At 73.4% G+C, this 22,261-nt stretch carries 21 protein-coding genes; 11 read left to right on the plus strand and 10 right to left on the minus strand.

Features of this window, described 5'->3' with window-relative positions:
* Window positions 1–10: 10 nt before the first annotated feature.
* Window positions 11–778, minus strand: a complete 768-nt coding sequence (gene map / locus ACLWS4_RS22935) for a type I methionyl aminopeptidase (protein WP_380781058.1) — start codon at window positions 776–778, stop codon at window positions 11–13.
* Between the two features lie 270 nt (window positions 779–1,048).
* Between map and ACLWS4_RS22940 the strand changes: the two genes are divergently transcribed.
* Window positions 1,049–1,318: a helix-turn-helix domain-containing protein gene (locus tag ACLWS4_RS22940; RefSeq protein ID WP_049655616.1), complete on the plus strand. Its 270-nt coding sequence runs from the start codon at window positions 1,049–1,051 to the stop codon at window positions 1,316–1,318.
* Between the two features lie 92 nt (window positions 1,319–1,410).
* Here the strand turns inward: ACLWS4_RS22940 and ACLWS4_RS22945 are convergent, their stop codons facing one another.
* From ACLWS4_RS22945 to ACLWS4_RS22955, 3 genes are all read right to left on the minus strand, one after another.
* Window positions 1,411–2,805, minus strand: coding sequence for an ABC transporter substrate-binding protein (locus ACLWS4_RS22945; protein WP_416875093.1), 1,395 nt, complete (start codon window positions 2,803–2,805; stop codon window positions 1,411–1,413).
* 61 nt (window positions 2,806–2,866) lie between these two features.
* The gene (locus tag ACLWS4_RS22950; protein WP_079272327.1) at window positions 2,867–3,769 is read right to left on the minus strand and encodes a carbohydrate ABC transporter permease; all 903 of its coding nucleotides are present in this window, start codon (window positions 3,767–3,769) and stop codon (window positions 2,867–2,869) included.
* Window positions 3,766–4,686 carry a carbohydrate ABC transporter permease gene (locus ACLWS4_RS22955; RefSeq protein WP_049655615.1) on the minus strand — a complete coding sequence of 307 codons (921 nt, stop codon included), beginning with the start codon at window positions 4,684–4,686 and terminating at the stop codon, window positions 3,766–3,768. The genes ACLWS4_RS22950 and ACLWS4_RS22955 overlap by 4 nt, the downstream gene beginning before the upstream one ends.
* A 215-nt stretch (window positions 4,687–4,901) precedes the next feature.
* Between ACLWS4_RS22955 and ACLWS4_RS22960 the strand changes: the two genes are divergently transcribed.
* Entirely contained in the window at window positions 4,902–5,588 is a 687-nt protein-coding gene (locus tag ACLWS4_RS22960) for an SMI1/KNR4 family protein (protein ID WP_387971047.1), read from the plus strand.
* An 83-nt stretch (window positions 5,589–5,671) separates the two neighbouring features.
* Here ACLWS4_RS22960 and ACLWS4_RS22965 read toward each other — a convergent pair whose 3' ends face one another.
* From ACLWS4_RS22965 to ACLWS4_RS22975, 3 genes are all read right to left on the minus strand, one after another.
* Entirely contained in the window at window positions 5,672–6,433 is a 762-nt protein-coding gene (locus ACLWS4_RS22965; RefSeq protein ID WP_380779591.1) for an SDR family NAD(P)-dependent oxidoreductase, read from the minus strand.
* The gene (locus ACLWS4_RS22970) at window positions 6,430–7,869 is read right to left on the minus strand and encodes an MFS transporter (protein WP_416875094.1); all 1,440 of its coding nucleotides are present in this window, start codon (window positions 7,867–7,869) and stop codon (window positions 6,430–6,432) included. Before ACLWS4_RS22970 ends, ACLWS4_RS22965 begins: the two co-directional genes overlap by 4 nt.
* Before the next feature lie 77 nt (window positions 7,870–7,946).
* On the minus strand, window positions 7,947–8,525 hold the full coding sequence (locus ACLWS4_RS22975; protein ID WP_074003635.1) for a TetR/AcrR family transcriptional regulator: 579 nt from the start codon (window positions 8,523–8,525) through the stop codon (window positions 7,947–7,949).
* 154 nt (window positions 8,526–8,679) lie between these two features.
* Here ACLWS4_RS22975 and ACLWS4_RS22980 point away from each other — a divergent pair, with 154 nt between their 5' ends.
* A complete protein-coding gene (locus ACLWS4_RS22980) occupies window positions 8,680–9,153 on the plus strand; it encodes a DoxX family protein (protein WP_049652696.1) in 474 nt (157 codons plus the stop codon).
* A gap of 18 nt (window positions 9,154–9,171) precedes the next feature.
* Here the strand turns inward: ACLWS4_RS22980 and ACLWS4_RS22985 are convergent, their stop codons facing one another.
* Both ACLWS4_RS22985 and ACLWS4_RS22990 read right to left on the minus strand, forming a co-directional pair.
* Complete coding sequence (locus ACLWS4_RS22985) at window positions 9,172–9,483, minus strand: MTH1187 family thiamine-binding protein (protein ID WP_049652700.1); 312 nt, start codon at window positions 9,481–9,483, stop codon at window positions 9,172–9,174.
* Between the two features lie 113 nt (window positions 9,484–9,596).
* Window positions 9,597–11,078 carry a SulP family inorganic anion transporter gene (locus ACLWS4_RS22990; protein WP_380742609.1) on the minus strand — a complete coding sequence of 494 codons (1,482 nt, stop codon included), beginning with the start codon at window positions 11,076–11,078 and terminating at the stop codon, window positions 9,597–9,599.
* A gap of 747 nt (window positions 11,079–11,825) precedes the next feature.
* Between ACLWS4_RS22990 and gcl the strand changes: the two genes are divergently transcribed.
* From gcl to ACLWS4_RS23010, 4 genes are all read left to right on the plus strand, one after another.
* Window positions 11,826–13,607 (plus strand): glyoxylate carboligase, encoded by a 1,782-nt coding sequence (gcl, locus tag ACLWS4_RS22995; protein ID WP_416875095.1) that lies wholly within the window; start codon window positions 11,826–11,828, stop codon window positions 13,605–13,607.
* 218 nt (window positions 13,608–13,825) lie between these two features.
* Complete coding sequence (locus ACLWS4_RS23000) at window positions 13,826–14,314, plus strand: glutathione peroxidase (RefSeq protein ID WP_049652707.1); 489 nt, start codon at window positions 13,826–13,828, stop codon at window positions 14,312–14,314.
* A gap of 148 nt (window positions 14,315–14,462) precedes the next feature.
* A complete protein-coding gene (locus tag ACLWS4_RS23005) occupies window positions 14,463–15,668 on the plus strand; it encodes a hypothetical protein (RefSeq protein WP_416875096.1) in 1,206 nt (401 codons plus the stop codon).
* 165 nt (window positions 15,669–15,833) lie between these two features.
* Window positions 15,834–17,102, plus strand: a complete 1,269-nt coding sequence (locus tag ACLWS4_RS23010; RefSeq protein WP_416875104.1) for a metallophosphoesterase — start codon at window positions 15,834–15,836, stop codon at window positions 17,100–17,102.
* Between the two features lie 28 nt (window positions 17,103–17,130).
* Here the strand turns inward: ACLWS4_RS23010 and ACLWS4_RS23015 are convergent, their stop codons facing one another.
* Complete coding sequence (locus ACLWS4_RS23015; protein WP_074003639.1) at window positions 17,131–18,054, minus strand: LysR family transcriptional regulator; 924 nt, start codon at window positions 18,052–18,054, stop codon at window positions 17,131–17,133.
* 96 nt (window positions 18,055–18,150) lie between these two features.
* On the opposite strand from ACLWS4_RS23015, the gene ACLWS4_RS23020 reads away from it, so the two are divergent.
* From ACLWS4_RS23020 to ACLWS4_RS23035, 4 genes are all read left to right on the plus strand, one after another.
* A complete protein-coding gene (locus tag ACLWS4_RS23020; RefSeq protein ID WP_049652714.1) occupies window positions 18,151–18,855 on the plus strand; it encodes a succinate dehydrogenase cytochrome b subunit in 705 nt (234 codons plus the stop codon).
* A gap of 65 nt (window positions 18,856–18,920) precedes the next feature.
* Window positions 18,921–20,864, plus strand: a complete 1,944-nt coding sequence (locus tag ACLWS4_RS23025) for a fumarate reductase/succinate dehydrogenase flavoprotein subunit (protein ID WP_074003640.1) — start codon at window positions 18,921–18,923, stop codon at window positions 20,862–20,864.
* The gene (locus ACLWS4_RS23030) at window positions 20,861–21,598 is read left to right on the plus strand and encodes a succinate dehydrogenase/fumarate reductase iron-sulfur subunit (protein WP_074003641.1); all 738 of its coding nucleotides are present in this window, start codon (window positions 20,861–20,863) and stop codon (window positions 21,596–21,598) included. Before ACLWS4_RS23025 ends, ACLWS4_RS23030 begins: the two co-directional genes overlap by 4 nt.
* 338 nt (window positions 21,599–21,936) lie before the next feature.
* A complete protein-coding gene (locus tag ACLWS4_RS23035; RefSeq protein WP_074003642.1) occupies window positions 21,937–22,242 on the plus strand; it encodes a hypothetical protein in 306 nt (101 codons plus the stop codon).
* Window positions 22,243–22,261 lie beyond the last annotated feature (19 nt).

Consider the following 22,261-nt stretch of genomic DNA (forward strand, 5'->3'; position numbering starts at 1 on the left):
TCCTTCCGGATCAGGGCAGGGTGAGGATCCGCGGGCCGTCCTCGGTGATGGCGACGGTGTGCTCGATGTGGGCGGCCCGGGCGCCGTCGACGGTGCGCAGGGTCCAGCCGTCCGGGTCGGTGCGGTGGTCGTCGCGGCCGCCGGCCAGCAGCATCGGCTCGATCGCCAGCACCAGGCCGGGGCGCAGCGGGTAACCCCGGCCCGGGCGGCCCTCGTTGGGCACGTGCGGGTCCTCGTGCATCCGGCGGCCGATGCCGTGGCCGCCGTAGCCGCCCAGCAGGCCGTACCGGCCGGCGCGGGCGACGGCGCCGATGGCGTGGGCGATGTCGCCGGTGCGGTTGCCGACCACGGCGGCGGCGATGCCGGCCTCCAGGGCGCGCCGGGTGGTCTCGATCAGAGCGGTGTCCTCGGGCCGGGCGGTGCCGACGGTGAAGCTGACCGCCGCGTCCCCGGCCCAGCCGTCCAGGAGGGCGCCGCAGTCGATGCTCACCAGGTCGCCGTCGCGCAGCCGGTAGCCGTCCGGGATGCCGTGCACCACGGCGTCGTTCACCGAGGCGCAGATGACGGCCGGGAACGGGACGGGCGCGAAGGCCGGACGGTAGCCGAGGAACGGCGAGGTGGCCCCGGCCGCCTTGAGCACGCCCCGCGCCACCTCGTCCAGCTCCAGCAGGCTCACCCCGACCGCCGCCTGCTCCCGGACGGCCGCCAGCGCGTCCGCCACCACCCGCCCGGCCTCGCGCATCGCGGCCAGCCCGGCGTCCGACTTGAGTTCGACCATGGTGCTTCTCTCCCCTGGATCCAATTCTTATACCGGTATTTGTATCACGGTCGTGGGGGTGGGACGCCCCAGGGCGGGAGGGCCTGGGCCTGTCTTCAAGCTCCCGTCGTCCGCCCGGAGGGCGGGCGGGGCGGCGTTGGGGTGCGTGCATCGCAAGGCGGAGGAGGGAGCCACTGCGGAGCATTGGCGACCGACGACAACGCGGCGAGGTGCGTGCCCCGGCGGCGCCCCGCAGACGGGAGCTTGAAGACAGGCCCTAGACTCGTCGGCATGGTGAGGACTCCGCTGACCCCGTGGGAGCGCGAGCGCGGCGAGCACTTCGGGGCGCTGCTGCGCGAGGCGCGCGGCGAGCGCAGCATGGTCGAGGTGGCGGCGGTGGCCGGCGTCTCGGCGGAGACGCTGCGGAAGATCGAGACCGGCCGGGCGCCGACGCCGTCCTTCTTCACCATCGCGGCGCTGGCCTTCGCGCTCGACCTGTCCCTGGACGAACTGGCGGCCGCGTGCGCCCCCTCGGAGGACGGCGAGGCGCTCTCCGCCTAGCCCGCGCATGCCCGCCCGCGGCGGACCGACGAACGGCGGCGGCCCGCCCCGCGCGTGGTGCGCGGGGCGGGCCGTCGTCGTGGGCCAGGAGGTCAGCCGACCGAGCTGTTGTAGCTCTCGATCGCCGGCTGGAGCTCCTTGGCCGCGTCGGCCAGGGCCTGCTGGGCGGGCTTGGTGCCGGCGATGGTCTGCTCGATCGCGGTCTCCACGCCCTTGCGTGCCTGCGGCATCACGCCGAGCAGGCAGCCGGCCGTGGCCGGGGTCGGCTTGGTGGCCTTCAGCTGGTCGATCGCGGTCTGGAACTGCGGGTACTTGGCCACCCACTCCTTGTCCTTGGGGTCGTCCAGGGCCTTGGTGTTGACCGGGAAGTAGCCGGTGCCGGTGTGCCAGACGGCCTGCTGCTCGGGGGCGGAGACGAACTTCTCGAACTCCCAGGCGGCGCGCTTCTCGGCGTCGGAGTGGCCGGGGCCGCTGATCCACAGCGAGGCGCCGCCGATCACCGGGCCGCCCTGGTCGGCGGCGGTGACCTTCGGGAAGGCCGCGGTGCCGACGCCGAACTTCGCGGCCTCGGTGTAGCCGCGCAGCACGCCGGTGGACTCCAGGTGCATCGCGACCGTACCGGCCTTGAACGCGGCCTGGGCGTCGTCGGTGGTGCGGCCGGTGTTGGCCGCGTAGCCGCCCTTGACCAGGTCGGCCCACCACTGGACGATCTGGGCGCCCTGGGCGGAGTCGAAGACGACCTTGCCCGCCTTGTTGCCGCGGCCGTTGTCGTTGTCGCAGTACATGGTGCCAGACTCGGCGAGCAGCTGCTCGACGAACCAGCCGTAGATGGCGGCGCCGAAGCCGTACCGGACGGTCTTGCCGTCGCCGTCCTTCTTGGTCAGCTTCTTGGCCAGCTCGCCCAGCTCGGCCAGGTCCTTGGGGGCCTGGGCCGGGTCGAGGCCGGCCTCCTTGAAGGCGTCGGTGTTCAGGTAGAGCAGCGGCATCGAGGAGTTGAACGGCATCGCCTGGAGCTTGCCGCCGACCGAGTAGTAGTTGCGGATGTTGGCGTCCAGGTCGTCCAGCGAGTAGCCGTCCTTGTCGGCGAAGGCCTGGGCCGGGACGGTCTGCTTGGAGTCGATCATGAACCGGGTGCCGATGTCGTAGACCTGCGCCAGGGCGGGGGTGCCCTTCTGCTGCACCGCGGCCTTGTACTTGGTGACCAGCTCGTCGTACTTGCCCTGGAACTGCGCCTTGACCTCGATCTTGCCCTGGTGGGCGGCGTTGAACTGGCCGACCAGCCCGTTCAGCACCTCGGCGTTCTTGCCGGTCATCGAGTGCCAGAACTCGACGCTGGTGACACCGGAGGCCTGGTCGAGCGCCTGGGCGCCGGGCGCGCCGGCGTCGGCGGAGCCGCCGGAGCCGGAATCGGAGCCGCTGGAGCTGCAGGCGGTCAGGGACAGGCCGGCCACCAGCAGGGCAGCGAGCGCGCGCGCACTCTTCTTCACGAGGGTTCTCTCTTTCGAGCGTTCGAGGAGGGGGGACACAGGAGGAGCGGGAGGGGCACGGTCAGCGGACCGCGCCCGCGGTGAGGCCGCGGACGATGAAGCGCTGGCCGAAGACCACCAGGGCGAGGGTGGGCAGCAGGGAGAGCACGACGCCGGCCAGGATCAGCCCGGGGTCGGCCATCTCGGCGTCGCGCAGCGAGGTGAGGCCGATCTGGAGGGTCTGCATGTTCGCCGTGCGGGTGATGATCAGCGGCCAGAAGTACTGGTTCCACGCCGACAGGAAGACGTAGATCGACAGCGCCGCGAGGGCCGGCTTGTTGAGCGGGACGACGATCCGCCACAGGAAGCGCCAGTGGCCGGCCCCGTCGATCCGGGCGGCGTCGCGCAGTTCGCCGGGCAGCTGGCGGAAGGCCTGGCGCAGCATGAAGGTGCCGAAGCCGGAGGCCAGGAAGGGCAGCACCAGGCCGAAGTAGGTGTTGCCGAGCCCCCAGCCGGACAGCGTCAGGTAGTTGGGGATGATGATGGCCTCCCACGGGACCATCAGGGTGGCCAGGAACACCCCGAACACCACGGCGCGGGCCTTCATCGGCAGGAAGACGAAGGCGTACGCGGCGAGGACCGAGGTGAACAGCTGGGCGAGGGTGATGACGGTCGCCACGATCGCCGAGTTGGCGTACTGGCGGGCCAGCGGGATGGCGTCCACGGCGCCGGAGAAGTTCCGTCCGGTGACCGAGTGCGGCACCAGGGCCGGCGGGTAGGAGGAGAGCTCGGACGGGCCCATGAAGGCGCCGGCGACGGCGTAGTAGACCGGGAAGGCCACGGTGACGACGGCGACGGCGAGCAGCAGGTAGACGGCGGCGCGGCCGAGCAGGTCGCGCGCGGAGCGCCCGGCGAGGGCGCGGGCGCGGGCGGGCGGACGGGGCGCCCCGGCCTTCGGCTCGGCCTCGGTGGTGAGGGTGGTCATGCGTAGTGCACCTTCCGCTCCAGGACGCCGAACTGGACGGCCGTGCAGGCGAGGACGACCACGAGCAGCACCACGGCCTGGGCGCTCGCGGTGCCGAAGTCGCTGGAGCCGTAGGCGAAGGCCTTCTCGTAGACGGAGTAGACGAGGGTCCGGGTGGAGCCGTCCGGCCCGCCCTTGGTGAGGATGTGGATCTGGCCGAAGCTCTGGAGCGCGTGGACGGTGGAGACCACGGTCAGGAAGAACAGGTTCGGACCGAGCATCGGGACGGTGATCGAACGGGCCAGCCGCAGGCCGGAGGCGCCGTCGATGCGGGCCGCCTCCAGGATCTCCCCCGGGATCGAGCCGATGCCCGCGGAGAGCACCAGCACGTTGTAGCCGAGGTTCATCCAGACCGTGGTGACGGCCACCGAGAGCAGGGCGTACCGGGAGTCGGTCAGCCAGCCGATCGGGCCGAGGCCCACGTGCGAGAGCAGCCCGTTGAGCACCCCGCTGGCGGGGTTGAAGAACACCGCGAACACCACCGAGGCGCTGGCCACCGAGAACGCGAAGGGCAGCGCGAAGGCCGAGCGCAGCAGTCGCACGCCCCGGATCCGGTTCTCCAGGAGCAGCACCAGCACCAGCGCGCCGAGCACCCCGGGCACCACGGTGAGCAGGGTGAACAGTGCCGTGGTCGTGAGGGTGCGGACGAAGTCGGCCGAGGCGAAGAGGTCGGTGTAGTGCTTGAACCCGACGTAGCGGGAGGGCGCGCCGAAGAGGTCGTTGGCGTGCCCGCTGAGGTAGAGGGTCCGTCCCAGCGGGTAGCCGATGAAGAGGACGAAGACCACCAGGGAGGGCAGCAGGAAGGCCCAGGCCAGCCCGTGTTCTCCCCAGCGGCTTCGACGGGCCGGGAGGGGCCCGGTGTGCGGTGCGGTCGGCATGTGTCGCGCGTCCGCCTTTCGTGATGTCGGTTCCGGCCGAAACCGTGTCTTGCCCGAACGACGGCGCGGAAACCCCGCGGTGATCAACGGGTGTCGCGGGGATTACGCGTTCGCGTCAGATCCGGCCGGTCGTGCCCGGACGGGCGGCGAACCGGCGGCAGAGGGCCAGTTGGGCGACCCACCGCGCTGTCGGAGGGGTGGCGTACGGTGCGCGGGTGGACGAAACGGAATTCGACATCCCGGCCGCAATGGCCGAAAGTGTGCGCTCCCGCGCGGGCGCCTGGGCACTCGTCAGGGGCTTCGCCGCGTACTGGGGCGAGCCGCTGGGGCCCGGCGACGGCTTCACGGACGCGGAGCTGGACGCCGCCGAGCGGCGGCTGGGCCTGCGGCTGCCGGTGGCACTGCGCGAGGCGTACCGGCTGTTCGGCCGCCGGGCGGACCTGACCAGCAGCCAGGACGTGCTGCTGACACCGGACGAGCTGCACGTGCTGGACGGCGCCCTGGTGTTCCGGGCCGAGAACCAGGGCTGCGCGCACTGGGGCGTGCCGTTGGACGGCCTCGACCGGGAGGATCCGCCGACGGTGTTCCGGCTCGACCTGGCGGACAAGTCGCAGGAGCGGTGGGAGCCCTGGGACGAGCGCTTCTCGGCGACGGCCGCGGCGATGGCGCTGATGGAGAAGCTGCTGGAGGACCACGAGCTGACCGACTTCCTCGACTGGGACGAGGAACTGCCGGACGGTCTGGGCGAGTTGCCGGCGCTCGGTCGCCACTTCCGCTGGTACCAGGGCCCGGAGGTGCTGGTCGGGGTGGCCGAGGAGGCCTGGGTGGTGGTCCGGGCACGCACCCCGCAGGCGCTGGACGCGTTCTACGGGGTGGTGCCCGGGGAGTCGCCGGACGAGTAGCCCGGCGGGGATGACGCGATCGGGCGGTCAGGCCGTCAGGCGGTCACGCGATCGGGCGGTCAGGCGGTCAGGCGGTCAGACGGTCAGGCCGAGGAGCCGCCGTCCAGGACGAGGTCGCTGCCGACGGTGTAGCCCGCCTCGTCCGAGGCCAGGTACAGCACCGCGGCGGCCACCTCCTCCGTCGCCCCGGCCCGGCCGACCGGGACCTCGGCCTTCATCCGGCCGGCCTTGGTCGCGGCGTCCTCGCCCGGCCGGGAGGACATCGGGGTGTCCACCGCGCCGGGGCTGACGGTGTTGATCCGCACGCCCTCGGCGATGTGGTCGAGGGCGGCGGCCCTGGTCAGCACGGTGACCGCGGCCTTGCTGGCGGCGTAGGCCCCGACGCCCGCGAGCCGCTTGTGGGCGCCCAGGTTGGACGAGACGTTGACGATCGCGCCGCCGCCGTGGGCCCGCATGTGGGCGATCTGCGGCTGCATGGCGAGCAGGGTGCCGGTGACGTTGATGCCGAACACCCGCTGCCACTCGGCCTCGTCGATGTCGGCGACCGGGCCGGCGGCACCGAACACCCCGGCGTTGTTGACGGCGACGTCCAGGCCGCCGAACCGCTCGACGGTCTCACCGACCAGCCGGGCGGCGTCCTGGGCGTTCGTCACGTCGCCGGTGAGCGCCGCGGCCTTGCCGCCGGCCCGCTCGATCAGCTCGACGGTCTCGGCGAGCGGTCCGGCGGTGCGGCCGGCGACCGCGACCCGGGCGCCCTCGCGGGCGAAGGCGAGCGCGATGGCCCGGCCGATGCCGCTGCCGGCACCGGTGACCAGGACGGACTTGTCGGCGAAACGCGTGCTCATGAGGTGAACTCCTTGATCCGGGTGGTGTGTTCGGGTGCGGTGGTGCTGGTGGTGCGGGTGGTAGGGGTGGCGCGGGACAGGGCGGCGACCGCGACGGCGGTCAGCGCCAGCCCCGCGGCGGCCGCCGCGAAGGCCGCGGCGTAGCCGCCGACGACGCTCGGGCGGGTGGCGGCGAGCGCCATCAGAGCGGCCAGTCCGGCCGTGGGGCCGAGTTCCATCGCCGTGTTGAACACTCCGGCGGCCAGCCCGGTGCGCTCGGGCGGCACCCCGCCGGTGGCGAGCACGGCCGCCCCGGCGAAGGCCGCGGCGGCGCCGGCGGGCAGCAGGAGCAGTCCGGGCAGCAGGCCGGACGCGTAGCCGCTGCCGGGGGCGAGCCCGGCCAGCAGGCCGAGTCCGGCGGCCGCCACGGCGAGGCCGCCGGCGGTGACCGCCACCGGTCCGTACCGGACGGTCAGCGGGCCGGCCAGTCGGCCGGAGAGCAGCAGGACCACCGCGTACGGCACGAAGGCGGCGGAGGTGGCCGCGGCGCTCCAGCCGCGCAGCTGCTGGAGGTAGAGCGAGAGCAGGACGAAGGTGAGCGCGGTGCCGGCGGCGGTGGCCATGACGGCGGCGAGCGCGGTGGCGCGGCGCCGGTCGGCGAGGAAGCCGGGTGGCAGCAGCGGGTCGGCGGTGCGGCGCTCGACGGCGGCGAAGGCGAGCAGCAGGGCGAGTCCGGCGGCCAGCGGGCCGTACGTCCCGGGGCTGCGCCAGCCCTGCTCGGTGGAGGCCACCAGGGCGTAACTCGCCGCGCAGACACCGGCGGTGGCGAGGGCGGCGCCGGGCAGGTCGAGGGCCGGTCGGCGGACGGCGGGGGCATGACCAGGGGCTGCGGGCAGGGCGGCGGGCAGGGTTCCGGAGCGGGCGAGGCCGGCCAGGGCGACCAGGACGGGCACCGCGAACAGCCAGCGCCAGGAGACCGCGGCGGCGACCGCGCCCGAGACCACGCTGCCGACGGTGGCGCCGAGCACCGACAGGCCGCCCCAGGTGGCCATCGCCCGCCGGTAGGCGGCCGGTTCGGGGTGCAGCACCCGGACCACGGCGACCGCCGCCGGGGCGGTGAGGGCCGCGCCCGCGCCCTGTACGAAGCGGCTCGCCAGCAGGACGGGGTAGCCGGGCGCGAGGGCGCAGGCGATCGAGGCGGCGGCGAGCAGCACCAGGCCGGCGCGGAGCACCGGGCGCCCGCCGTGACGGTCCGTCAGCTGTCCGCCGAGCAGCAGCAGGGAGCTGAAGGAGAGGCCGTAGGCGGCGCTGAGCAGCAGCACGCCGGACGGGCCGAGCCCCAACTCCCGTGCCACCAGCGGCAGCGGCACGGTCAGGATCATGATCGTGAAGATCAGCACCGCCTGGACGACGCCGAGCAGCGCGAAGCCGTACCGGCCGGTAGCGATGACGGGCATGTAAAACCCTCCCCCCTATGTAGACCGTTCGGTCCAGTATGAGCCCAGCAGAAGACCCGGCCCGAGCCGGCCGGGTGTCAGTCCAGCAGTGCCAGCGCCTGTTCGGCGGCGTCCCGCGCCAGGGGCGCGCCGTCGGCGGTCTTGCCCACCACCCGGATGCCCTGGAGCAGCACCACCAGCATCCTGGCGAGCGCCCGCGGGTCCCGCCCGGCGGGCAGTTCGCCCTGCGCGGCGGCCCGCGCCAGGGCGGCGGCGAGCAGCGTCTCCAGGCGGTCGAAGCTCGCCTCCACCCGGCGGGACGCGGCCGGGTCGTGCGGGGCCAGCTCCACCGCCGTGTTGGTGACGAAGCAGCCGAGCCGCCGCTCCCCCTCCTCCGCCGTCGCGTACTGGCGGACCAGCGCGCGGACCGCCGGCAGCGCCGGGCCCGGCTGGGACAGGTCGTCCAGCCGCGCCGAGTCGCTCTGCTCGCAGTAGCGCTCCAGCGCCCGCAGGTACAGCTCGCGCTTGCTGCCGAAGGTCGCGTAGAGACTGGCCCGGGCGATGCCGAGCCGCTCGACCAGGTCGGCCATCGAGGTGGCCTCGTAGCCGCGCTGCCAGAACAGCTCCAGGGCCGCCTGCAGCGCCGCGTCCGGGTCGAATTCCTTCGTTCGCGCCATGCCGGGAACAGTAGCCCTTTCTGGATCGGTCGGTCAAGAAAGGGTGATCAGTGGTCCAGACCTGATCTCTGACGGAGCATTGCCAAGTGGACTAGACCATGGCTACCCTTACCGCTCCCACATCCACCTCCTTCCCCCACAGGAGGCGCTTCGCATGTCCACACCCCGTCCCGCCCACTCCCGGCAGACCGCCGACGCCGTCAGACCCGTCGTGCTGACGGCGTTCCGGATCGTCGTCGGCCTGCTCTTCGCCTGCCACGGCGCCGCCTCGCTGTTCGGCGTGCTCGGCGGCGCCAAGGGCGGCGGCACCGTCCCGCTCGGCCAGTGGCCCGGCTGGTGGGCCGCGCTGATCCAGCTGGTCGGCGGCGTCCTGGTGCTGCTCGGCGCCGGCACCAGGGTGGCCGCCCTGCTCTGCTCCGGCTCGATGGCCTACGCCTACTTCACCGTCCACCAGGAGCACGCGCTGCTGCCGCTGCAGAACGGGGGCGAGCCCTCGGTGCTGTTCTGCTGGGCCTTCCTGGCCATCGCGGCGCTCGGCTCCGGCCCGTACGCCGTGGACCGCCTGCTCACCCGCCGGCCCCTGGCGGCGTCGGCCGAACCGGCGGTCCGGCCGACGTCGGCGGTCTGACGCACCGCCCGGGGCCGGTCAACGGTCCGACGGACCGCCCGCCGCCAGGTGTCGCTCGACCGAGGCGACCTTGGCGGTGAGGCCGTCGGTGACCCCGGCCCGGTCGTCGATCTTGATGACCGTGCTCACCCGGTTGCTATGCGCCTTCACCGCCTCGATCGCCGCCCTGATCACCGGCATCACCTCGTCCCACTCCCCCTCGATGCTGGTGAACATCGCGTCCGTGCGGTTCGGGAGACCGCTCTCCCGGACCACCCGGACGGCGGCGGCCACCGCCTCCCCCACGTCCTCGCCGATCCCCAGCGGGGTCACCGAAAAGGCTGCGATCACGGCTCTGCGCTCCTTGTGGTCGACGGCACCGGCCGCGGCCCGGGCCTGCACCCGGACCGCGACCAGGCTAGACGTCCGGCGACCGGGCTGGACGCCCCCGACCGGACCGGACCTCAAGCCACCGAAGGCAGCGGCGGTTCGACGGCCAGCGGGGCGGTGGAGCGGGCCCGGTGCTGGTCGGCCCAGGAGACCAGCGCCACCGTGCAGGCGTGGTCCAGGTGGCGCAGCCCGGACCAGTCCAGTTCCACCGGCCGGTCCCCCGGCAGCCGTTCCAGGGTGTCCAGCAGCCGGGGCAGCCGCAGGAAGGTGGCGTTGCCGCTCAGCCGCACCCGGTGCAGCGGCTGCCCGGCCGGCTGCTCCTGCTCCTCCACCGCGATGTGCAGGTGCGAGGTCTGCCAGGCCGACTTGGCCACCGCCAGGCCCACGCCGATCAGCACCCCCTCGAACAGGTCGGTGGCGATGATCGCGACGGTCGTGACCACCAGCACCACCGCCTCGCCCAGGTGCCCGCGGCAGAGCGCGACGATCCGGCGCACCGGCACCAGCTTGGCGCCGGCGTGCACCAGGACGGCGGCCAGCGCGGTGAGCGGGACGAGCCCGAGCGCGCCGGGCAGCAGCGCGGTGAACACCAGCAGCCAGCCGCCGTGCAGGACCCGCGAGGCCTTGGTGCGCGCGCCGGCCTGGACGTTGGTCGCGCTGCGCACGATCACCGCGGTCATCGGCAGCGCGCCGAGCAGCCCGCAGACGGTGTTGCCGATGCCCTGGGCGGTGAGCTCGCGGTCGTAGTCGGTGCGCGGGCCGTGGTGCATCCGGTCGACGGCGGCGGCGCTGAACAGCGTCTCGGCGGAGGCGATCAGGGTGAAGGCGACGACCGTGCCGATCCCGGCGGGGCCGGCCAGGGCGGTCAGGGCGTCGCGGCCGGGCAGGTGCACCACGTCGAGCAGCCCGGCCACGTGGACGCGGGCCACCGGCAGGTCGGCGGCCGCGGTGACGGCGGCGGCCAGGCCGACGGCGGCCAGCGGGGCGGGGACGGCACGGGCGGCCCGTTCCGGCAGGTACTTCCAGGCGACCAGGACCAGCAGGGTGCCGAGGCCGAGGGCGACGGCGCTCGGGTTGGCCGCGGCGGTCAGCACGTCGCCCAGCAGGCCGGGCAGTCCGGCGATCTTCTCCGGCCCGGTGGCGGGGGCGCGGCGGTCGGCGAGCGCGTAGAGCTGGCCGAACACCAGGGTCAGTCCGATGCCGGCCAGCATGCCGTGCACCACCGAGGCGGACATCGCCCGGAACCAGCGGCCGAGCCGCAGGGCGCCCATCGCCAGCTGGAGCAGGCCGGTGCCGAGCACCAGCAGGCCGAGCGCGCCGACGCCGAAGCGCTGGACGGCGTCGGCGACCAGGACGGTCAGTCCGGCGGCGGGCCCGCTGACCTGGAGGCTGCTGCCAGGCAGCAGGCCGGCCACCAGGCCGCCGACAATACCGGTGACCAGCCCGAGTTCGGCCGGGACGCCGGAGGCGACGGCCACGCCGACGCAGAGCGGGAGGGCGACCAGGAACACCACCAGCGAGGCCGGCAGGTCGTGGCGCCAGGGAACGGCGCGCAGGACGGCGGCCGGGGTGCGGGGCCGGCCCGGCGGGCCGTGCTTGCGGAGGCGGCCCGGCGGGCTGTCGCTCCGGTGGGGCGGCGGGTTCACCCGGTCACCGCCAGGGACCGGGCAGGGGTGCAGCAGCGCATGGGGACGTTCCTTCCGCGCGTCCGCCGCAGCGGGCGCGCCGTTGCAAGGGCGGGGAGCAGGAGGAGGAGCGGGGAACGGGAGGGCAGGGGAAACAGCGGCGACAGCGGTACGGCCGCGGGTCCGGGCGGACCAGAGCGCGGCGGCGGGTGTCGGGTCGGTGCGGCCGGGGGTGCGTCCCTCGCTCGGGTGCGGCGGACCGGGCGCGCTGGTCCTGGACGGGGCCACCGGCGGAGTTCCCCCGCTCCGCGGTGCTCCCGAAACCCCCTGCCGCGGCCTCAGTTGGACGTCACGGGCCCGGCGTGGCACCGACGGTACCCAGCCCGGCGGGGCGGGCCCACAGCAGGCACCGTCCCTTCACCGCCACTGCACACCGGCCGCTCTTCCCGGCGCGGAGCGTCCGCTTCCCCGGGCACACCAGCGCGATCACCGTCCTGGCGTACGAATCCCCGCCGCCCGACGGTCCGCCCACCGCCTTCCACATTCCGTTGAAGTCCCCTTGACGCCCCGACGAGCCCCGCCCTACCGTGTTTCCACATACAGAAACCGTTCTTCCGTATGGTGGAATTCAGGAGATGAGCCCTCCGAGCCACTGCGGGCCGACGCAGGAGAGATCCGATGCCTCGTATGACAGCCGCCCGCGCGGCCGTGGAGATCCTCAAGCTCGAAGGCGTTGAGGTCGCGTTCGGCGTGCCGGGCGCGGCCATCAACCCGTTCTACGCCGCACTCAAGGCCGCCGGCGGGATCGGGCACACGCTGGCCCGGCACGTCGAGGGCGCCTCCCACATGGCCGAGGGCTACACCCGCGCCAGGGCCGGCAACATCGGGGTCTGCGTCGGCACCTCGGGGCCGGCCGGCACCGACATGATCACCGGCCTGTACTCGGCGATCGCCGACTCCGTCCCGATCCTCTGCATCACCGGCCAGGCACCCGTCGCCCGGCTGCACAAGGAGGACTTCCAGGCCGTCGACATCGCCTCGATCGCCGGGCCCGTCACCAAGGCCGCCACCACCGTGCTGGAGGCCGCGCAGGTCCCCGGCGTGTTCCAGCAGGCCTTCCACCTGATGCGCTCCGGGCGCCCCGGCCCGGTCCTGATCGACCTGCCGATCGACGTCCAGCTGACCGAGATCGACTTCGACCCGGAGGCCTACCAGCCGCTGCCGGTCTACAAGCCGGCCGCCAACCGCGTCCAGATCGAGAAGGCGGTCGCGCTGCTCCAGCGGTCCGAGCGCCCGCTGATCGTCGCGGGCGGCGGCGTCATCAACGCCGACGCCGCCGAGCTGCTGCGGGAGTTCGCCGAACTCACCGGCGTCCCGGTGGTCCCCACCCTGATGGGCTGGGGCGTCATCCCGGACGACCACGCGCTCAACGCCGGCCTGGTCGGCCTCCAGACCTCGCACCGCTACGGCAACGAGACCTTCCTCGCCTCCGACTTCGTCCTCGGCATCGGCAACCGCTGGGCCAACCGCCACACCGGCGGCCTGGACGTCTACACCGCGGGCCGCACCTTCGTCCACGTCGACGTCGAGCCCACCCAGCTCGGCCGGATCTTCGCCCCGGACCTCGGCATCGCCTCCGACGCCGGGGCCGCGCTGGAGCTGTTCGTCGAGGTGGCGCGCGAACTGCGGGACGCCGGCACGCTCAAGGACCGCACCGCCTGGGCCGCCGCCGCCCAGGAGCGCAGGGCCCGGCTCCAGCGCCGCACCCACTTCGACGACGTGCCGCTCAAGCCGCAGCGCGTGTACGAGGAGATGAACCGGGCGTTCGGCCCGGAGACCCGCTACGTCACCACCATCGGCCTCTCCCAGATCGCCGGCGCGCAGCTGCTGCACGTCTACCGGCCGCGGCACTGGATCAACTGCGGCCAGGCGGGCCCGCTCGGCTGGACCATCCCGGCCGCGCTGGGCGTCGCCACCGCCGACCCGGGAGGGCAGGTGGTCGCGCTCTCCGGCGACTACGACTTCCAGTTCATGATCGAGGAGCTGGCGGTCGGCGCCCAGCACCGCATCCCGTACGTCCACGTGCTGGTGAACAACTCCTACCTGGGCCTGATCCGCCAGGCGCAGCGCGCCTTCGACATCGACTACCAGGTCAACCTGGAGTTCGAGAACGTCAACGCGCCGGAGGTGGGCGTCTACGGCGTGGACCACGTCAAGGTCGTCGAGGGCCTGGGCTGCAAGGCGATCCGGGTCACCGAGCCGGAGGGCCTGCTGCCCGCCTTCGAGGAGGCCAAGAAACTGGCCGCCGAGTTCCGCGTCCCGGTCGTGGTCGAGGCGATCCTGGAGCGGGTCACCAACATCTCGATGGCCGCCGCCGACATCGACAAGGTCAACGAGTTCGAGGAGTTGGCCACCCTCCCCGAGCACGCGCCGACGGCGATCCGGCCGCTGGTGCCGTAACGCGGCGCACGCACCGGTCGCGCACGCCGGTCGCACGCACCGGCCGTACGCGCCGGGCGTCCGCGCCGGGCGGGTGGGGGCGGACGAGCCGCTCCGCACGCTCCCACCCGCCCCCGTGCCCGGAACATCGGCACGCCGACCGCAGTTGACCAGGTGACGGCCGCTACCGTGGCCCACGAAGAGGCCCGGCCCGACGACTTCCCGAAAGGACCACCCCCGTGAGCCTGTACGACATCCCGCTGCGCACCCTCGACGGCGCGGCCACCTCGCTGGCCGACCACAAGGGCAAGGCGCTGCTGATCGTCAACGTCGCGTCCAAGTGCGGTCTGACCCCGCAGTACGAGGGCCTGGAGCGGCTCCAGCAGCGGTACGCCGGGCGCGGGTTCACCGTGCTGGGCTTCCCCTGCAACCAGTTCGCCGGACAGGAGCCCGGCAGCGCCGAGGAGATCCGCACCTTCTGCTCCACCACCTACGGCGTGACCTTCCCGCTGTTCGAGAAGATCGACGTCAACGGCGAGGACCGCCACCCGCTGTACGCCAAGCTCACCGAGGTCGCCGACGCCGAGGGCCAGGCCGGGGACATCGCCTGGAACTTCGAGAAGTTCCTGCTCTCCCCGGACGGCACCGTCGTCGCGCGCCTGCGCCCGCCCGTCGAGCCGGAGTCGCCGGAGCTGGTCGCCGCGCTCGAGGCCGTCCTGCCGGCCTGACCACACGCACCGCGGAGGCCCGGGGCCCGCGGCCCCGGGCCTCCGTCGTGCGCGCACGCAAGGCCCTCCTCGGGGTGTTGCGGACATGCCCAAGCGCCCCTACCGTGTGTGCCCCCGTTGATCCATCGCCCACGGAGGGCCCACCCTGATGATCCGTCACATCAGAACAGCGGCAGGGGTGCTGCTCGCGGCCGGCCTGCTCGTCACCGGCACACCGGCCGGTGCCTCGCCGGCGGCGGCCGCCGAGGCGCCGACGGCCCTGACCGCGTCCGACTACACCCTCACCTCCGACTACCACCAGTACGACACCCTCGACTCGGCGCTCGCCACGACGCTCGGGACCTCCGCCGTGCACACGGTGATGGAGCACGCGAACCACGACCGGCAGGCGCTCCCCGCGTCCTTCTCCGTGGCCGGCCTGACCACCGGCTTCCGGTTCGACGACGGCGACGACTCCGACTGCCAGAGCTTCCCCCAGGGCATCACCACGAGCCGGGACGCCGTGGGGACCGCGAACAGCGGCAACTACGACGGCCACCAGCTCGTGCTGGTGAGCTGGTACACCAAGGACGGCTGCGGCGGCGCGCAGCAGCGCAGCCGGATCACCCTGGTCGACTGGGACGCCACCTACCCCGACACCTACCGCAAGATCCTCCTGGTGGAACCGACCGGCACCGCGGCCGCGCCGGACTTCAAGGACGTCCCGATCCACGCCGGCGGCATCTCCTGGTACGGCGACCACCTCTACGTCGCCGACACCGGCCGCGGCATGCGCGTCTTCGACCTGCGCAAGATCCTCAACACCGACACCGGCGGCACCGCCGACCAGATCGGCCGCCAGCCCGGAGGCGCCTACTACGCCCACAACTACGCCTACGTGCTGCCCCAGGTCGGCACGGTCACCGCGCAGACCGCCTCCGGAGCCAAGCTGGTGTGGTCGTCGGTCTCCCTCGACCGGGTCAGCAAGTCGATCGTGATGACGGAGTACACCTGCCAGGCGGACTGCGTCGACTACCCGAACCGCCCGCCGAGGGCCGTCCGCTTCCCGTTCGCCGCCGGGGCGACGACCTTCGCCGCGACGACGACCGCGAGCCAGGCCCTCCAACTGCCCTGGTACAACCTCAACGGCGTGGCCTCCCACAACGGCCGGTGGTGGTTCAACTCCTCGGGGCAGAAGGAGCTCTACTACTGGACCCCGACCGCGGGCGCCTCGACCTTCGCCTGGGTGGGCGGCGGCGAGAGCCTCTCCTACTGGGAGGACGCCACCGGCCCCGACCTGCTGTGGTCGCTGCAGGAGACCACGGGCGGGCGCAACGTCTTCGCGGTCACCCAGTCCACCTACGGCGGCGGCTGAGCCCCTGGCTCGGGGTCGGCGGGGACGACTCGCCGGGGCCCCGTGGCGCACGGCCCGGTCGACGACGGCGACCCCGGGCAGGACCGTCGGCGACGGTCTGCCGGATGATGGGGGCAGGGGCACGGCAGCGGATGTGAGGGCGACACGGTGACAGCAGGCGAATCCATGGGGCTGGAGTCGGGACACCGGTCGGCGGACCGCGAGGGCCCGGAGACCGTCGCGGCCGCCGACCGGCCCGAGGCGGGCACGGAGCCCCCGGGCGGGGGCGCGGGGCGTCGGCGTTCCCTGGTCCGACGGCTGGCGGTCCTGGTGCTCGTCCTCGTCCTCCTCTGCCTCCCGCCCTGGTGGACCCTATTCGCCTCCGGCGCCGACTGGCCGTTCCCGGTCCTCCTGGCCGGCACGGTCGTCCTCGCGGCCTGGATGGTCTCCTTCCCCTTCCTGATGGTCGCGGGCCACGGGCGGCGGCGCAGCGACCGGGCCGCCCGCGTCGCGGACACCAGCCTCGGGGTGGTCTGGGTGCTGTTCACCTGGTCGGTGCTGGGCGGCTCGGTGGACCTGCTGCTGGCCGGGCTCGACGTCGGCGGCACCGACCGGGCCAGGGTCGTGGCGGTGGCCGTCGCCGTGGTCTCGGCCGGGCTGCTGGGCTGGGGGCACCACGAGGCGATGCGCGTGCCCCGGGTGAAGCGGGTGGACGTGCACCTCCCGCGGCTCGGCGCCGGCCTGGACGGGACCAGGGTCGTGGTGCTGGCCGACACCCACTACGGGCCGATCGACCGGGCGGACTGGTCGGCGCGGGTCGCCGAGGCGGTCAACGCGCTCGACGCGGACGTCCTGGTCCACGCCGGCGACATCGCCGACGGCACCCCGGCCCAGCGCCGGGAGCAGTCCGCGCCGCTCGGGACGGTCCGGTCCCGGCTGGCCAAGGTCTACGTCACGGGGAACCACGAGTACGGCAGCGAGGCCCAGGGCTGGCTGGACCGGATGGCGGACCTGGGCTGGGAGCCGCTGCACAACCGCCACCTCGTGGTGGAGCGCGGCGGCGACGCCCTCGTGCTCGCCGGGGTGGACGACGTGACCGCGGAGTCCTCCGGCCTGGCCGGACACCGCGCGAACCTGGTCGGCGCGCTGGCGGGGGCGGACCCGGCCCTGCCGGTCCTGCTCGTCGCCCACCAGCCCAAGTACGTCCCGCAGGCCGCTGCCGCCGGCATCGACCTGCAGGTCTCCGGGCACACCCACGGCGGCCAGATCTGGCCGTTCAACTTCCTCGTCCGGATCGACCAGCCGGTGGTGCACGGCCTGAGCCGGCACGGGGAGCGGACCCAGCTCTACACCAGCCGCGGCACCGGCTTCTGGGGCCCGCCGTTCCGGGTCTTCGCCCCGAGCGAGATCACCCTGCTCACCCTGCGCTCGGGCGGTCCGTCGCCCGCCGCGTGACCGACCGCTGAAAGGCTCGAACCGGGGCTCAGGGCAGCAACAGCCGCGTCCCCGGCGGCAGTTCGCCGTCCCGGGCGGCGTCGCGCAGGTGCGCCAGCAGGGTGTCCCGCAGCGCCTCCGCCGCGCGGGTGAGCGGCACCTCGTGGCCGTGGGCGACGGCGATGGTGCGGCCCAGGCCGGGCCCGGCGAAGGCCGTCACCGCGAGGCCGGAGCGGGCGGCCACCATGCCGGGGACGACGGCGGGCCCGATCCCGGCCCGGACGAAGCCCAGCACCGCGTCCATCTCGCCGCCCTCCACCGCGAACTCCGGCTCGAACCCGGCCGCCCGGCAGGCCGCCAGGGTCGCCTCGCGGACGTCGTAGCCCTCCCGGAACATCACCAGCGGCCGGCCCTTCAACTCCGTCACCCGGACCTTGCGCCGGGCCGGCCGCCCGGCCGCGACCAGCACCAGCTCCTCGTGCAGCAGCTCGGTGACCGCCAGCGCGGGCTCCTGCTCCCCGCTCGGCCGGGTGATGGTCAGCGCGAGGTCCAGCTCCCCCGCCGCCAGCCAGCCGACCAGGTCACGCGAGCCGCCCTCGCGGACCACCAGCGCCACCCCCGGGTAGCGGTCCCGGAAGACCCGCAGCACGTCCGGCACCAGGCTGGTGCACAGGCTCGGCGGTGCGCCCAGCCGGACCCGGCCGCGGCGCAGCTGCACCGTCTCCTGCACGGCCAGCCGGGCGGTCTCGGTGTCCGCGAGGATGCGCCGGGCCAGCGGCAGCAGGGCGTCCCCGGCGTCCGTGAGCGCGATGTTGCCCCGGGTGCGGTGGAACAGTTCCGCGCCCAACTCCCGTTCCAGGGCCCGGATCTGTTGCGAGAGTGACGGCTGCGCGACATGTGCCGCCTCGGCGGCCCGGGTGAAGTGCCGGGTCTCGGCGACGGCCAGGAAGTAGCGGAGTTGCTGGAGCTGCACAGGGCCAGGATAGGCCGCATCGATAGCCCATGCCTATCGTCATGAGCCGCATCATGTCTTGGACGTACCCTCGCCGCCGTCCCTACCGTTGCTGCCATGACAACCGCGACTCGGACGGCCCGGCATCCGTCCACCCTGGCGACCCTGTGGCGGTCGACCGTCGGCAAGAAGGCGGTCATGGCCGTCACCGGACTGGCCATGCTGCTGTACCTGGTCGCGCACATGCTGGGCAACCTCAAGGTGTTCTTCGGCCCGGACGACATCAACGGCTACGCGGCCTGGCTGCGCACCATCGGACAGCCCTTCCTGGGCCACGAGTGGTTCCTGTGGATCGCCCGGGCGGGCCTGCTGGCCGCCGTGGTGCTGCACGGCGTCTCCGCGTACCAGCTCAGCCGCCGCGACCTCGCGGCCCGCCCGAGCCGGTACGTGCACAAGCGCCGCCGCGCGAGCTACGCGACGCGGACCATGCGCTGGGGCGGGGTGATCCTGGCGCTGTTCATCGTCTGGCACATCCTCGACCTCACCACGCTGACCGTGAACCCGGGCACCGATCACGGCCAGACGTACCAGAACATCGTGGCCTCCTTCGGCCGCTGGTACGTCGACGTGTTCTACGTCGTCGCGATGCTGGCCGTCGGCCTGCACATCCGGCACGGGTTCTGGAGCGCCGCGCAGACCCTCGGCGCCAACAACGCCCGCCGCGACCGGGCGCTCAAGCTGGTCGCGAACGGCCTGGCGCTGGTGCTGACCGCCGGCTTCCTGTCCGTCCCCGTGGCCGTGATGACCGGAGTCGTGAAGTGAGCAGTGGTGGCCCGAGGCGTGAAGTGAGCAGTGCTGACCGGAGCGGTGAAGTGAGCAGTGGTGACATGAGCTACCTGGAGTACACCCTCGGCGAGCCGGTCGCCGACGCCAAGGCCCCCGCCGGGCCGATCGAACAGCGCTGGGACCAGCGGCGGTTCGACGCCAAGCTGGTCAACCCGGCCAACCGGCGCAAGCACACCGTGATCGTGGTCGGCACCGGCCTGGCCGGCGGCGCGGCCGGCGCCACCCTGGCCGAACAGGGCTACCACGTGGTCCAGTTCTGCTTCCAGGACTCCCCCCGGCGCGCCCACTCGATCGCCGCCCAGGGCGGCATCAACGCGGCCAAGAACTACCGCAACGACGGCGACTCGGTCCGCCGGCTGTTCTACGACACCGTCAAGGGCGGCGACTTCCGGGCCCGCGAGTCCAACGTGCACCGGCTGGCCCAGGTGTCGGTGGAGATCATCGACCAGTGCGTGGCCCAGGGCGTGCCCTTCGCCCGCGAGTACGGAGGTCTGCTGGACACCCGGTCGTTCGGCGGCGTCCAGGTCTCCCGGACCTTCTACGCCCGCGGCCAGACCGGCCAGCAGCTGCTGCTCGGCGCCTACCAGGCGCTCTCCCGGCAGGTCGCCGCCGGGAACGTGGAGCTGCACCCGCGCACCGAGATGCTCGACCTGCTGGTGGTCGACGGCCGGGCCCGCGGCATCGTCGCCCGCGACCTCGTCACCGGCGAGATCCGCTCCTACACCGCGGACGCCGTGGTGCTCGCCAGCGGCGGCTACGGCAACGTCTTCTACCTCTCCACCAACGCCAAGAACTCCAACGCCACCGCGATCTGGCGGGCGCACCGGCGCGGCGCGTACTTCGCCAACCCGTGCTTCACCCAGATCCACCCGACCTGCATCCCGCGCTCGGGCGACCACCAGTCCAAGCTCACCCTGATGAGCGAGTCGCTGCGCAACGACGGCCGGATCTGGGTGCCCAAGGCGAAGGGCGACAACCGGCCGCCCGGGCAGATCCCGGAGGAGGAGCGGGACTACTACCTGGAGCGGATCTACCCCTCCTTCGGCAACCTGGTGCCGCGCGACATCGCCTCCCGGGCCGCCAAGAACGTCTGCGACGAGGGCCGCGGCATCGGCCCCGGCGGCCAGGGCGTCTACCTGGACTTCGCCGACGCGATCCGCCGGCTGGGCCGGGACGCCGTCGAGGCCAAGTACGGCAACCTCTTCGAGATGTACGAGCGGATCACCGCCGAGGACCCGTACCGGGTGCCGATGCGGATCTACCCGGCGATCCACTACACGATGGGCGGGCTCTGGGTCGACTACGACCTGCAGACCACCGTCCCGGGCCTGTTCGCGATCGGGGAGGCCAACTTCTCCGACCACGGCGCCAACCGACTCGGCGCCAGCGCCCTGATGCAGGGCCTGGCCGACGGCTACTTCGTACTGCCGCCCACCATCAACGACTACCTGGCCCGCCACCCGCTGCCGGCCGTGCCCGCCGACCACCCGGTGCTCGCCGAGGTGGAGGCCGAGGTCGAGGACCGGCTCAACCTGATCCTCGCGGTGGACGGCGACCGCACCCCGGACTCCTTCCACCGCGAACTCGGCGAACTGCTCTGGGACGAGTGCGGGATGGCCCGCGACGAGGCCGGGCTGCGCCGGGCGCTGGAGCGGATCCCGCTGCTGCGCGAGGAGTTCTGGCGCCGGATCAAGGTGCCGGGCACCGGGCAGGAGCTCAACCAGTCGCTGGAGAAGGCCAACCGGCTGGTCGACTACTTCGAACTGGCCGAGCTGATGTGCCTGGACGCGCTGCACCGCGCCGAGTCCTGCGGCGGCCACTTCCGCACCGAGAGCCAGACCCCCGACGGCGAGGCCGCCCGCCGCGACGAGGACTTCTCCTACGCCGCCGCCTGGGAGTTCACCGGCACCGGCGCGGCACCCGTCCTCCACCGCGAGGAACTCGACTTCGAGTACGTCCACCCCACCCAGCGGAGCTACGCATGAACCTCACCCTGCGCATCTGGCGCCAGGCGGGCCCGGACGCACCCGGCTCGATGACCACCTACCGGGTCGACGGGATCAGCCCGGACATGTCCTTCCTGGAGATGCTGGACACCCTCAACGAGGAGCTGATCACCCGCGGCGACCAGCCCGTCGCCTTCGACCACGACTGTCGCGAGGGCATCTGCGGCGCCTGCGGCATGGTCATCAACGGCCAGGCGCACGGCCCCGAGCGCACCACCACCTGCCAGCTGCACATGCGGCACTTCCAGGACGGCGACACCATCGACGTCGAGCCCTGGCGGGCGGCGGCGTTCCCGGTGGTCAAGGACCTGGTGGTGGACCGCTCGGCCTTCGACCGGATCATCGGCTCCGGCGGCTACATCACCGCCCCCACCGGCAGCGCCCCCGAGGCGCACGCCACGCCCGTCCCCAAGGAGACCGCCGACACCGCCTTCGAGCACGCCGAGTGCATCGGCTGCGGCGCCTGCGTGGCGGCCTGCCCGAACGGCTCGGCGATGCTCTTCACCTCCGCCAAGGTGGTGCACCTCAACGTGCTGCCGCAGGGCGCGCCGGAACGGGCCGCCCGGGTACGGGACATGGTCTCGGCCATGGACGCCGAGGGCTTCGGCGGCTGCACCAACACCGGTGAGTGCGCCACCGCCTGCCCCAAGGGCATCCCGCTGCCCAGCATCGCGGCGATGAACCGGGAGTTCCTGCGGGCCGCCCGCGGCTGACGACTCCCCCACGACGGTCGGCCCCTCGCTCTGGTGCTCAGGCGAGGGGCCGACGCCGTTCTGGAACAGGGCGTGCGGTCGCGGTTCGCGCTACCCGTACGGGTGGTGGATCGCCCGGGGCCGTGCTTCCTGACGGGGAATCGCGCTACGGTGGTGTCCGCTACGGAAGGACGGCATATGCCCGAGGTTCAGTCCTGTTCCGGTTGCGGCGGGTCCGGGGGGACCCAGAAGACCGAGGCCACGGTCGAACTGGACGAGGAAGGAAGCATGGTGCCCAGTGTCCACACCTTCTGGTCGCCCTGCGGCCGGTGCCACGGATCCGGAACGGTGATCGTCGGATGAGGTTCGTCTTCGAATGCGTCGAGTGCGGTGGGCACTACCTGCCGCCCGAGGAGATGGTGTACCCGGACGGGCCGGCCTCGCCGGTCTGGTGCACCGCCTGCCAGAGCGCCAAGCGCGCGGCCGGCGTCCGGGAGGACCCGTTGCTCGCCCGGGTCGCGCTGGCCGCCGCCCGGGCCGCACTGGCCCGGCGGGCCGCGGAGGCGGCCGAGCAGCCCGCCCGCCCGGACGTCCGCCCGTCCCGCCCGCCGCGGTCCCGCCGGGCCCGCTCCGGCCCCGGCGTGCTGCGCGGCAAGCTGGGCTGACGGCCCGCGGGACGACGGG

Origin of the sequence: Kitasatospora sp. SC0581, from assembly GCF_048159585.1 — a bacterium.
Classification (GTDB): domain Bacteria; phylum Actinomycetota; class Actinomycetes; order Streptomycetales; family Streptomycetaceae; genus Kitasatospora.